An 11,655-nucleotide genomic window follows, 5' to 3' on the forward strand; every position below is an offset into this window, starting at 1 on the left:
TCACGCCGACGGCAGGGTCACCTCGAAGCAGCAGCCGCCGGTGACGTTGCGGACCTCTGCCCGGCCGGCGTGCGCCTCGACGATCCCTCGCACGATGGCAAGCCCGAGGCCCGCGCCGGCCGGGGGCGTGCGGGCATGGCTGCCGCGCCAGCCGGTGTCGAAGACTCTGGGCAGATCCTCCTCCGGGATCCCACCGCAGCCGTCGGTGACCGACAGGATCACACCGCCCTCCGATCGGTGCGCGGCCACCGCTACGGTGCCGTCGGCAGGGGTTCGGCGGATCGCGTTGATCAGGAGATTGCCCAGGACCCGGCTCATCTCCTTGGCGTCCACCTCGACGGGAACGGCCTGGATCCGGTCGCCGACCAGCCGCACACCGAGCTCGCGGGCCAACGGGTCCGCACCGGCGAGCGCGTCCCCCACCAGGTCGTAGACGGAGATCCGGGTGGGGCTCAGGGTGAGCGAGCCGGCGTGGATGCGGGAGAGTTCGAAGAGGTCGCCGACCATGTCGTTCATCCGCTCCACTTCCGTGCGTATCTGCCCCAGGTAGCGCCGCGAGTCGACGGCCATGCCGTCCTCCAGCGCCTCGGCCATGGCGCGCAGACCGGCGAGCGGGGTGCGCAGGTCGTGCGAGATCCAGGCGACGAGCTCGCGCCGCGAGGTCTCCAGGGCGCGCTCCCGCTCTCGTGAACTGTCGAGCTTGGCACTGGTGGAGGCCAGTTCGCGGGTGAGGGCGTCGAGTTCGGCGGTGGCCGGGGCTCCGGGGGCGGCGAAGGTGCCGCCGTCGCCGAAGGAGCGTGCGGCGAGGGTCAGGTCGCGGCTTCTCGCCGCCACCCAGCGGCCGAGCAGCATCGCGGTGACGAGCGAGACGACGGCGGCCATGGCGACGACGGTCGTGACGACCGTCAGGTCGTGCGGTGACAGGAACATCGCCCGGGCGACGGCCAGTGTTCCGGCGAGCATCGCGGTCACTGCCACAGCGGCGACGACGGTCAGCGAGACGACGAGTGAACGATGCCGGGAGAACCGCAGCACGAGTGCGCCGAGCAGTCCGGCCGCGGCAGCGCCCAGGAAGGCGAGGAGCGCGATGAGGAGGATGTCGGTCATGACGGCGTTCCGGAGCGGGAATCGATGGTGGCGGCGTCCGCCGCCGGGCCCGTGGGAAGGTCGAGGCGGTAGCCGACGCCCCAGACCGTGCGGATCAGGTTCGGGCGGGCCGGGTCGGCCTCCACCTTTCCGCGCAGACGGCGGACATGGACGGTCACCGTCGAGAGGTCGCCGAAGTCCCAGCCCCAGACCTCGCGCATCAGCTCCTCCCGGGTGAACACCCGTCCAGGATGGTGCAGGAGAAAGGCGAGCAGGTCGAACTCCCTCAGGGTGAGGGCCAGTACACGGCCCTCCCGCGTCGCGCGTCTGGCCGCGGGGTCGAGGACGAGCCCTGCGCCTTCGAGCGTTGCCGAGCGGCGGGGCAGTGTTGCGTCCGCCTTGGCGCGGCGCAGCACGGAGTTGACGCGCAGGACGAGTTCGCGGGGGCTGAAGGGCTTGGTGACGTAGTCGTCCGCTCCTGTCTCCAGACCGAGGATGCGATCGTCCTCGTCGCCGCGCGCGGTCAGCATGATGACCGGCACCGGTCCGTGCGCCCGCATGCGGCGGCACACCTCAAGTCCGTCCATCCCGGGCAGCATCAGGTCCAGGACGGCCAGGTCAGGTGGGCGCGCGGCGTGCAGTTCGAGCGCGGCCGGGCCGTCCGCTGCTCGTGCTACGTCGTATCCGGCCCTGGTCAGGTATTGGGTGACCACCTCCGCGACAGTGGGGTCGTCGTCCACGACGAGTACGTGGCCGCGTGCGGGGGCACCGGGGTTCGTCCCGGGCTCCGGCATCTCCCTCTCCTGTGCCGGAGGCTTCCCGGACGGCAGGGCACTGAGGCCCGTGCGGTCGCCTCCACGCACCGGGCGGGTCGGCATTTCAGGGTGAGCCGGAGGCGCCCCGTCGGCAGGGCAGGGGTGCGGAGCGTCCGGGGTCGTCTGCATGTCACCCACCTTGGCACCCGCAGCGGCGCACCGCTGGCAGTCCCGCGCCGCAGTCTGGCGGCGTCCATATTTCGTAAGAATACGGAACCCGAAATGTCGGTTTTCGCTCCGTAGGGTGAGCCCCGTGATTTCTTCCTCCGATTTTTCCGACCTCCGTGCCGACATCGTCCTGCCCTGTCTGGACGAAGCCGCCGCACTGCCCGGGGTGCTGGCCTCGGTACCTCGTGGCTGGCGTGCGATTGTCGTGGACAACGGCTCCACCGACGGTTCGGCGGATCTGGCCCGCTCCCTCGGTGCGACCGTGGTGCATGAACCGCGGCGCGGCTTCGGCTCGGCCTGCCAGGCCGGGCTTCTCGCCTCCGAGGCAGAGTTCGTCTGCTTCTGCGACTGTGACGGCTCCCTGGATCCCGGGCTGTTGCCCGGCTTCGTCCGCCGGATCGCCGACGGTGAGAGCGACTTGCTGCTCGGCCGTCGTCGCCCCGAGGAGCGTGGCGCCTGGCCGCTGCACGCGCGGGCGGGAAATGCGGCGTTGGCCCGGATACTGCGCCGCCGCACGGGGCTGCGACTGCATGACCTCGGGCCGATGCGAGCCGCGCGACGAGCCGATCTGCTGGCGCTGGATCTCACCGATCGGCGCAGTGGATACCCACTGCAGATGGTGGTGCGCGCGGCCGACGCGGGCCTGCGAGTCACCGAGACGGACGTCCCCTACCTCGCGCGAACGGGAAAGTCGAAGGTCACCGGCACGTGGCTGGGCACCTGGCACGCGGTACGCGACATGCGGGCCGTGCTGAGTGGGCCGCCGGTCCGGGCGGGGGCCTCGCGATGAAGCCACCCGAGCGCGGCGTTGCCCGCCCGGCCTCGACCGGGACGACGACCCTCTTGGTCATCGCCAAGGAGCCGCTTCCCGGCCGGGTCAAGACTCGGCTCACTCCGTCCTTCTCACCCGGCGAGGCCGCGCGACTGGCCGAGGCGGCGCTCGGCGACACCTTGCGTACCGTTCGCGCGCTGCCCGCCGCGCGGCGCGTGGTCGTCCTGGACGGGGCGCCCGGACCGTGGCTGCCGCCCGGTATCGAGGTGATGGAGCAGGGCACAGGAGGTCTCGACGAACGGCTCGCCGCCGCGTTCGGCGCCTTCTCGGGGCCGACGCTCCTGATCGGCATGGACACCCCACAGATCACTGCGGCCGATCTGGCCCCTGCGCTCTCCCCCCTCGCGTGGGATGGCTGCGACGCCTGGTTCGGCCCTGCGGAGGACGGCGGATTCTGGGCGCTGGGCCTGGCCGAACCGGATCCCGAACTCCTGCGCGGTGTGCCTATGTCCGTGCCCGAGACCGGTGCCGTACAGCGGCGTCGGCTGACCGATGCCGGACTGACGGTTCGTGATCTTCCCCTGCTGCGGGACGTGGACACGGCGGCCGACGCCGCGCACGTCGCCGCTATCGCGCCGCACGGGCTGTTCGCCGCCGCTCTGGCCCGGCTGACTGGGGCGGCGATCCGATGAGCCGCACGATTTCGGAACCCGGGCTGACCGGCCCGGCGCTCAGGGACGCCATCTCGTGGACCACCGACCCGTACGCCAATGCCCTGCGCAAGGAGCGCGGTCCGCTGTTCCTCCGCCGTACGGACGGCTGGCTTCTACCGCTGGACATCGAGCGCTGGTGCGCCGACGCCGACGCCACGGACCTGTCGGCACTGCGCCGCTGCGAGGGCCCCGTCCTGGACATCGGCTGCGGCCCGGGGCGGCTGGTCGCCGCGCTGACGGCCCGCGGCCACCGCGCGCTCGGCATCGACGTCAGCGAGGCGGCGGTCGCCCGCACGCTGCGGCTCGGCGGTTCCGCGCTGCACCGCTCCGTCTTCGAACCGCTCCCGGGCGAAGGACGGTGGGGCACCGTCCTTCTCATCGACGGCAACGTCGGCATCGGCGGCGACCCGCATCATCTCCTCCACCGCACAGCCGCCCTGGTCGCCCCCGGCGGGCTGCTCATCGCCGAGACCGCGCCCCAGGACATCGACGAGCGGTCAGAAGTGCGGCTGGACGATGGGAGGACCGCTCACTCCGGGACGGCATCGGCGCCGCAGTTCTCCTGGGCGCGGCTCGGCACTCCGGCACTGCTCCGATACGCGCAGCCTCTCGGATGGCATCCGGTGGATCAGTGGGAGTCGGACGGCCGCCCGTTCGTGTCCCTGCGACGCAGCCGGGTCATCCTGACCACCAGCCAGAGCCCCGACACCGTGAACAGTGCGGCAGTGACCAGCAGCCAGTTCCCGAGGAACACATCAGGTGACAGTCCGCTCGCCGGCTCGTAATGGTCCGCCTGCCGAGTGATCAGCGGAAACCACACGAGCAGCAGCAGTACGGAGAGGAATCCCGGCACCCGGACAAAGTTGACCAGACCGGAACGCCGGCCGATCGACCGGCAGAGCAGCCGGTCCACCGACGCGTACACCGGAACCAGCACCAGGTCGTGCACGAGGGCCGCTCCGACGAACCACAGGATCACACCGAAGGTGTCTCCTGCCAGAAGCCGCACACCCGCGTAGCCCGCCAGGGCGAAAGAAGCGACCATCAGGAGGAGGTGCAACGGGCCCTCCCCGTACCAACGCCGAATGACGGTGCGCGGGTCCACTCTGCTCACAACTCTCCGAAGGTCAGCCGGGACACCCATTTGGTGTTGAGTACACCGGGGGCGGCCGGGACGATGATGCGTGCCGGGTATCCATGGTCGGGTGACAGGTCCTCGCCGTTGACCTGCATCGCCAGCAGCGAACGCGGGTCGCGCACCTGGTTGTCGCGCAGCGCCGCCCGGCGGAACGGCCCGCTGCGCTGAACCGACTCCACCAGCACCCCGGGCGGATGGTCCGGGTATCCGGCGAGCGCCGCGAGATCGCTCAGCCGTACACCACGCCACCACTGGTCCGAGGTCGACCAGCCCTCGACGCACGCGATCGGCAGCGCCGCGCTGTACTGATCCATGGCCAGCAGTTGTTCCCGGGTGAACCGCAGGTCCCCGTCCGGCCCGCTGACCGTGAGCCACCAGCCCTCCCCGGTTTCGGCGGCGGTCACACCGACCGAGGCGGCGGTCTTGTTGATCTGGAAGCCGTTGGGACCGGAACCGGGCTCGGCACCGCCGTGCGGGGTGAGCACCGCGAGACGCCGCAACGGCCCGTCGAAGCTCCGACCGGCCGAGGTGATCAGCAGGACCAGCGAACCGGCACCCACCATGGCAAGCGCCCCGCGGCGGGACAGCGTGGGCGCGGCCGGTGCGGGGGTCTCCAGCGGGTCACCCTGAACGGTCCCGCTCAGCCCGCCCGATCTCAGGACCCGTACGGCCTGAGGCGCCCGCAGACCCACATGTGCGAGGAACGCGGCGAAGAACACCCACGCCCCGTAGAAATGCAGCGGGTAGAACGACCCGGGGAAGAGGTACTCCAGCTGGATGTTGAGCAACCCGGTGATGAACTCGAACAGCGCCCCGCCCACCAGGAGCAGCAGCGAGAGCCTCTCCAGCGCATGCCCGAGGGACCGAGCGGGCGGCAGCGCGAAGAGCTTCGGCACCACCGACCAGAGCTTCGCCAGCAGGACGGGGACGAGCACGATGCCGAGGGTGACGTGGACACCCTGAGTCAGCCGGTACAGCCAGTGCGGACCGGTCGGCCAGGCGAAGAGGTAGAAGCCGAGCAGTCCTTTGCCCGGCGTCTTGTCATTGACCGGGTTCAGGTCCGGGTTGTAAGCGGCGTACGACAAGAGGCCGGTCACGAAGAGCAGAGTGATCCCGACGAGCAGGACGAGTCCGAGCACGGCGGTGAACCGCACACCACGCACCGGGCTTCGCCAGAACCCCGGTGCCGATGGCAGGCGGTCGAGGATCGTCGTGGCACGTCCGGAGAAGTAGCGGGAAAGGGAAGCGGGAAGGGTCGGACTTTTCCGACGGCTGTCGCCCATGCCCCGACGCTATGCCTGGAGTACTGGAGTGGGAGGGTTGCGACTCCTGACGAAACGGTGACGTCACCCCTCGGGACGCACAAGCCCGGCACCCCGGCCTGTCCCCCTTGCAGGTGGTCTGAAATCTGACGGTTCGATGACGCGCCCGCCGCAACCCCACCACGGCGCCCCGTCGTGCGTACGGTGCCTGCGTGAAGACCGAGGAGCGCACCGAACACATCACCGAACCGATGCCCCCGCACAGCTCCGGGCACCGCCGCGATCTGGCAGCCGTCGGCGCGGGCGTCATACTGGTCGCCGTCGCCGCGCTGGTGGGCTGGGCCATCGAGCGTGCCGACCACACCCTGTACGTGCACTGGCCACCGCTGTTGGCAACCTGGTATCCGCACGTCGGCCCCGGCACGGCGGCCGCGCCCGCCGTGGCCGTGGCTGTGGTCGCCTACGGCCCCGTGCTCGCCGACCGGCTCCGCTGGCGGACGCTGCTCCTCAGCGTGTACGCCGCGTCCCTCGCCTGGATCCTCTCGCTCGCGCTGATCGACGGCTGGGGACGCGGGATCGCCGGACGGCTCACCACCAAGAACGAGTACCTGAGGGTCATCGGCCGCTTCGACGACATCGGCGCCGCTCTGCGCGGCTTCAACGAGCACATCCTGATCGGACCACCGGGCAACTGGCCCGCGCACGTCGCCGGACACCCGCCGGGCGCCACCCTCACCTTCGTGCTGCTGGACCGCATCGGCCTCGGCGGCGGTGCCTGGGCCGGGATCTGGTGCATCGTGATCGGAGCCAGTGCGGCGGTAGCGGCGCTGATCGCTGTCCGCACCCTGGCCGACGAGCGCACAGCCCGCCGCGCCGCACCGTTCCTTGCCCTCGCACCGGTCGCGATCTGGGCCGGCACCTCGGCCGACGGCTACTTCACCGCCGTCGCCGCCTGGTCCATCACTCTGCTGGCCCTGGCCGCGACCCGCACGGTCCGCAACCCCTCAACAGCCGCGCTGAGCGCCGGCCTCCTGTTCGGCCTGGTCTGCTACCTCAGCTACGGCCTGACACTCATCGCCCTGCCGCTTCTCGCCGTCCTCGTACTCGCCCGCACCGTCCGGCCGATCCCCGTCTTCGCGCTGGGGGCCCTGGTGGTGCCGGTCGCCTTCACCCTGGCGGGCTTCAACTGGTGGGACGCCTACCACCTGCTCGTCGAACGCTACTACCAGGGGGCGGGAGGACTCCGGCCGTACTCCTACTGGGTCTGGGCCAACCTCGCCTGCACCGCGATCGCCGTCGGACCGGCCACCCTCGCCGGCCTGCGCCGGGTCGTCGCGGGCGCCCCACCAGCCGTACGAACCCTGCGAACCGGGACAGCGAATGCGCCGCAGAAACTGATCCTGTTCGTATCTGCGGCGCTCCTCGCGCTGCTGATCGCCGACCTGTCCGGGATGAGCAAGGCAGAGACAGAACGGATCTGGCAGCCCTTCATCCTCTGGTTGCTCCCCGCTACCGCACTCCTGCCCGCATGGCGCCGACGTGGCTGGCTGGCCGCCCAGGCAGCCGTGGCCCTAGCGGTCAACCACCTCCTCTGGACCGGATGGTAGGAGCCGTGTCGGCCCGCATGCGGCTCGTCCACACGTGTATGCCGGATCAGTATCAGATCCAGTGCCGTACTCGGTGTGGAACTTCTTGACACCCAAAAATGAGACACGATGCACCCCCCGACCGAGACGCCGGGCAAAGACGCGGCCCCCGCGTAAAGCAGGACATCGCAGTGGGAGGCACGGCCTTGCCGCGACTCCGAGGGTTACTCAGTCAAGTGACCTCTCAAGCGCGGTGTGGAGACCAATCGGCTCTAGTCGCAGAACTACCGCGCCCAGTGGTCGGCCCATTGGCGTGCTCCCCGGGTGACGCCCTCGATGCCGGGAGTGCCCTCGGCATCGAGGGCGGCCCAGCGGTCGGCCTCGGCGCGGCTGAGCGCGGCGACGGCCCTGGGGTTGGCCATATGGAAGGCGGGCACCTCCCGGGCCCGACGGGTGGCCTCGGCAGGGGTGTGGCCGCCGTCGGAGATGAGGCGGATGCCCCACAGTGCCGGGTCGATCCAGGCGGGTCCCCGGGCGGCCCAGGACCAGTCGACGACGTGTGCGCGGCCGTCGTTCATGAGGATGTTGGTGGCGGCGAGGTCGGTGTGCAGCAGAGAGTCGCCATCGAACAGGGGTTTGTCGTCGTCGGCGCAGTAGTAGCCCCAGCGGTCCCAGGCGTTCAGCAGTGCCACGGGCGGGGCGGGGGTGCCGGAGAGTGCGGTGAGCGTGGTGATGACGGCCTCAAGGTCCGCGGAGCCCGGGGCGTAGTCGGCGTGCTCTCCGGTGACGGCGTCGAAGGCCAGCAGCACCCACCCGGCTGTTTCCGTTTGCCAGAGGACGCGCGGACAGAGGTCGGGCAGGTACGAGTTGACCCGGTGTTCGAGGGCGAGTTCGTCGGCCTGCCCGTCGTCGGCCCGTATCCCCTTGACGAACACGGAGCCGGTGGCGGTGGTGAGCACGACGGCCACGGCGGAGTTCCCGCCCCCCACGGTGTCGGCGGCGCTGTATGTGCCGCCCACGTGCCGGGCGACGGTCTGGTGCACCGTGTCGGGCAGCTGGTCCCAGGGGCAGCGGTCGAGAGGCATGCCGGCTCAGGGATGCCGGGGTGGCATCGGCGGGTTCTTGTCAGGTGTGGTGGGCCCGGGCGGCCGGCCGGGGGGTGTGGGAGTGGTCGGTCCCGACGGCGGCCTCTTCTCGGCTGTGATCACGGCGCTCAGGGTAGTGGCGCAGTCGGTGACCGCACCAGAAGGCGCATTTCGCCCCGGCCGCGTCCGCGCCCTGACGGGCGTGGCCCCCGGCTGGGGAGCCCGCGTCGGCGAACAGCAGCCAGAGCGGCTCAGTTCAGGCCCTCGTGGACCACATTCCGCGCCTGAAGGCAGCGTTCGCTTCCGCGTGGGGGCGCTCTCCTTCCTCCTACCACTCAGTCCTGAGGCGATCGTCTCCCTGTCTGCGCGTGATCGCCGCCCTGGTGACCTTCTGTATCGCCCTGGGCATCGCGGCGTCCCCGCCCCAGACGGCCGAGGCCCAGGCCGAAACGGCCGGGGCCCGCGCCGCGGGGAACTGCGGATCCCCGCTCCAGTGCCTGGACTTCACCTCCCTCAGCAATGGCCGCGTGCTCGACGTGCAGAACGGCTCACTCGCCGACGGGGCTGTCATCGTCACCAACACAGCACCCGGGCATCACCAGTCCTGGCGTCTGAACGTCGATTCGTCCGACTCCTCCTTCAGCATCGTGAACAACACGACAGGCAAGTGCATCGACATCGGCTGGCCCGCCCTGCGCCAGCAGACCTGCAAGGGCCAGGAGAGCCAGCAGTGGTACTTCCAGCCGCTGCGGGGAGCCTCCAACGCGTTCATGATCCGCAACGAGGACAACAACGCGTGTCTCGACCTCATCGCCGATGCCCAGTACGACGACGCCTGGACGGGACAGTCCAGCTGCCACGGCCGGACCAACCAGCAGTGGTCCACCGTGCCCGAAGCACGGAAACTGGCGGTGGAGTACGCCGCCAAACAGTGCCAGAAGGACACGTCCACCTGCTCCTGGGCGGCGCGGAGTGAAACCCCTGCAGCTCCTCTGCCGACGGTCTGCGCGTCGTCGGTCTGGCTCAACAACACCAGCGGACCCATCACCCATACCTTCGCGGTGACCAAGACCGCCGGCTGGCAGAACACCGTCTCGACCAAGATGTCGGCCGGCTTCACCACCGGCGACCTCCCCAACCTGGCGTTGAAGGTCAGCGCGACGCTCGAAAACCAGTTGTCCCATGTCTGGAGCGGCTCGGAGAGCGTCAACAATCAGGTCGCGGTGCCCGTCCCCGCCGCACAGTACGGCTGGGTGACCCTGTCCGTGCTGGCCACGACGGTGACCGGCACCTGGACGTTCGACGCGCGCGGACTGCCCTGGACCGCCGATGACACCGTCACCGTCCCCCTCGACGACTCCCCCGCCGGCGGTGCGACCTACTACATCGCGAACACCGACCCGGTCTTCACCTCCTGCGCCTGAGCCCGCCCGTCCTTGTGCCGCCCTCACGATCGACGGGGCGACACAAGGGCGGCCCGGCGCGAAGCGGTCCACCGATCCCGGCATCCGGGCGGAGCCGTGACCGACACCACGCCCGCCCCGCGACTCTCACAGGAAATGAGCGCACGATCCGCGCAATCCGAGCCCGGAGGACTACCGGAGCTACTGCACCTGCACCCTCACCGCGGTCGGCCGCGACATCGTGGGCAACCTGGTCGGCCTGCCCAACGCCCACCGCATCATCGACGACCAGGGCAACGGACTCGTCGGCGCGAAGGTCCACCGGGACAGCTCACCCGCCGGAACGGCCTTCGCCGCGGCGCCGGTCGCCGACTCCCGTCCCGACCTGGTGACGCTCGCCATCGGCGAGGTGACCACCCACGGAGGCGTCGGCACCGGCTCCCATCCGACCACCTGAAAGCCCGCCCTCAAACCGGTCGCCCCGCACGGCACCAGACCCGTGTCGTTAGCAGCCTGGCATGCGTGGCGCCGCCCCGGACGGCACACCGCAGGCGCCGCATCCCCTTTGCCCACGCCCACTTCGAAACCCGGACCACCGGATCGGTCACGCGAACGAAGTCACACTGCCCTTGCGTGGCGGCGAGAACGGCGAACTGCGCACTACGGAAACGCAGTTGTGAGGTCGGGAAGAGATGTCCGGACGGCCTCAGACCGGCTGAGCCGGCCCCACTGCACCGCGCCGGAGGCGCCCTCGACGGCACTGTCCACAGACCACACGTCGCACTGTCCCACTGACGTTCCCGCACATGGAGCCGAACATGAACGATGACTCAGAGACCGCCAGCCGCCCGGGGCTGCGGACCTGGGCAGTGGCGGCGCCGCCGCTGCCACCGCCACTCACGGCCGGCCGGGCCCGAGCAGCACGCCGGACATTCCGTCAGCACGGGTGTCTCCTCAGGGCCGTGCGGCACTCTCCCGCCCGTCACTCCTTGCGACCCGGGCGAAGCGGCGGTGGCTGTTCTGCCTCGTCATCGTGCTCTGTTTCGGGTTGGCCGGCCTCGGATGGCGGGTCTGGCCGCGCCACTCAACGACCCTCGTCCTGCAGGTGGCCACCGGAACGGTGCAGGCTGACCTGCTCTCGCTCCGGACGAGGTCAGCCGACTGGACGGGACCGCGTTGGTCTCCGGTCCGAGGGCAGTGAGCCACCCGACGCGATCACCGTCGATCCGTCGAGCTGCGCGGTGGCGACAGGGCAGGCGACCAAGGCGGTCCACGGGAAGGGGTGGGCGGCGTTCCTGTCGGTCACCTACCAGGACGCCGCAGGCTTGTCGGCCCGCCCCGCCCTTCCGGTCGGACAGCGGGCACACCGTGCCGCATCACTCCTCCCACTCCCCCGCCTTCGCCTTCCCCTCCGCCGTGTAGAGCAGCAGGAAGGCGAAGATGCCCGCCAGACCGGCCAGGACACAGACGACCTCGGCGACGTCGGTGCCGAAGCTCGTCATCAACCCGGCGGAGCCGACGGCGATGGCCACCGTCTGGCCCAGGACCACCGTGATTCCGCCGATCAGGAAAAGCACGACGAGAACACGGGAGGCGTTCAGGCAGATCGTGTACATCTTCGTACTCC

The 11,655-nt window shown here is 70.4% G+C and carries 11 protein-coding genes; 6 read left to right on the forward strand and 5 right to left on the reverse strand.

The annotated features are described in order from the left end of the window. Positions 1 to 1,107 (reverse strand): sensor histidine kinase KdpD, encoded by a 1,107-nt coding sequence (locus OG413_RS28180; protein WP_266810587.1) that lies wholly within the window; start codon positions 1,105 to 1,107, stop codon positions 1 to 3. Next, positions 1,104 to 1,880: a response regulator transcription factor gene (locus OG413_RS28185; RefSeq protein ID WP_266810588.1), complete on the reverse strand. Its 777-nt coding sequence runs from the start codon at positions 1,878 to 1,880 to the stop codon at positions 1,104 to 1,106. The genes OG413_RS28180 and OG413_RS28185 overlap by 4 nt, the downstream gene beginning before the upstream one ends. Before the next feature lie 274 nt (positions 1,881 to 2,154). Between OG413_RS28185 and OG413_RS28190 the strand changes: the two genes are divergently transcribed. Genes OG413_RS28190 through OG413_RS28200 form a run of 3 tightly spaced genes read left to right on the forward strand, consistent with a single transcriptional unit; the run spans position 2,155 to position 4,339 of the window. Further along, positions 2,155 to 2,859 carry a glycosyltransferase family 2 protein gene (locus OG413_RS28190; protein WP_266810589.1) on the forward strand — a complete coding sequence of 235 codons (705 nt, stop codon included), beginning with the start codon at positions 2,155 to 2,157 and terminating at the stop codon, positions 2,857 to 2,859. Beyond that, the gene (locus OG413_RS28195; protein WP_266810590.1) at positions 2,856 to 3,533 is read left to right on the forward strand and encodes a DUF2064 domain-containing protein; all 678 of its coding nucleotides are present in this window, start codon (positions 2,856 to 2,858) and stop codon (positions 3,531 to 3,533) included. The genes OG413_RS28190 and OG413_RS28195 overlap by 4 nt, the downstream gene beginning before the upstream one ends. Continuing rightward, positions 3,530 to 4,339, forward strand: a complete 810-nt coding sequence (locus OG413_RS28200) for a bifunctional 2-polyprenyl-6-hydroxyphenol methylase/3-demethylubiquinol 3-O-methyltransferase UbiG (RefSeq protein ID WP_266810591.1) — start codon at positions 3,530 to 3,532, stop codon at positions 4,337 to 4,339. Before OG413_RS28195 ends, OG413_RS28200 begins: the two co-directional genes overlap by 4 nt. Positions 4,340 to 4,664: 325 nt before the next feature. On the opposite strand, the gene OG413_RS28205 is transcribed toward OG413_RS28200, so the two are convergent. After that, positions 4,665 to 5,975 carry a molybdopterin-dependent oxidoreductase gene (locus OG413_RS28205; protein WP_266810592.1) on the reverse strand — a complete coding sequence of 437 codons (1,311 nt, stop codon included), beginning with the start codon at positions 5,973 to 5,975 and terminating at the stop codon, positions 4,665 to 4,667. Positions 5,976 to 6,166: 191 nt separating this feature from the next. Between OG413_RS28205 and OG413_RS28210 the strand changes: the two genes are divergently transcribed. Beyond that, on the forward strand, positions 6,167 to 7,561 hold the full coding sequence (locus OG413_RS28210; RefSeq protein ID WP_266810593.1) for a hypothetical protein: 1,395 nt from the start codon (positions 6,167 to 6,169) through the stop codon (positions 7,559 to 7,561). A gap of 263 nt (positions 7,562 to 7,824) precedes the next feature. Here OG413_RS28210 and OG413_RS28215 read toward each other — a convergent pair whose 3' ends face one another. After that, positions 7,825 to 8,625 (reverse strand): aminoglycoside phosphotransferase, encoded by an 801-nt coding sequence (locus tag OG413_RS28215; RefSeq protein ID WP_266810594.1) that lies wholly within the window; start codon positions 8,623 to 8,625, stop codon positions 7,825 to 7,827. 368 nt (positions 8,626 to 8,993) lie between these two features. Here OG413_RS28215 and OG413_RS28220 point away from each other — a divergent pair, with 368 nt between their 5' ends. Then, on the forward strand, positions 8,994 to 10,049 hold the full coding sequence (locus OG413_RS28220) for an RICIN domain-containing protein (RefSeq protein ID WP_266810595.1): 1,056 nt from the start codon (positions 8,994 to 8,996) through the stop codon (positions 10,047 to 10,049). Between the two features lie 220 nt (positions 10,050 to 10,269). Next, positions 10,270 to 10,485: a hypothetical protein gene (locus OG413_RS28225; RefSeq protein WP_266810596.1), complete on the forward strand. Its 216-nt coding sequence runs from the start codon at positions 10,270 to 10,272 to the stop codon at positions 10,483 to 10,485. Positions 10,486 to 11,404: 919 nt separating this feature from the next. Here OG413_RS28225 and OG413_RS28230 read toward each other — a convergent pair. After that, positions 11,405 to 11,644 (reverse strand): hypothetical protein, encoded by a 240-nt coding sequence (locus OG413_RS28230; RefSeq protein WP_266810597.1) that lies wholly within the window; start codon positions 11,642 to 11,644, stop codon positions 11,405 to 11,407. Between the last annotated feature and the right edge of the window lie 11 nt (positions 11,645 to 11,655).

The organism is Streptomyces sp. NBC_01433 (assembly GCF_026340105.1).
GTDB lineage: Bacteria > Actinomycetota > Actinomycetes > Streptomycetales > Streptomycetaceae > Streptomyces.

Coding starts and splice junctions, on each gene's coding strand:
- OG413_RS28180 (WP_266810587.1), bottom strand. CDS start 1,107: ATGACCGACATCCTCCTCATCGCGCTCCTCGCCTTCCTGGGCGCTGCC.
- OG413_RS28185 (WP_266810588.1), bottom strand. CDS start 1,880: ATGCCGGAGCCCGGGACGAACCCCGGTGCCCCCGCACGCGGCCACGTA.
- OG413_RS28195 (WP_266810590.1), top strand. CDS start 2,856: ATGAAGCCACCCGAGCGCGGCGTTGCCCGCCCGGCCTCGACCGGGACG.
- OG413_RS28200 (WP_266810591.1), top strand. CDS start 3,530: ATGAGCCGCACGATTTCGGAACCCGGGCTGACCGGCCCGGCGCTCAGG.
- OG413_RS28205 (WP_266810592.1), bottom strand. CDS start 5,975: ATGGGCGACAGCCGTCGGAAAAGTCCGACCCTTCCCGCTTCCCTTTCC.
- OG413_RS28215 (WP_266810594.1), bottom strand. CDS start 8,625: ATGCCTCTCGACCGCTGCCCCTGGGACCAGCTGCCCGACACGGTGCAC.
- OG413_RS28230 (WP_266810597.1), bottom strand. CDS start 11,644: ATGTACACGATCTGCCTGAACGCCTCCCGTGTTCTCGTCGTGCTTTTC.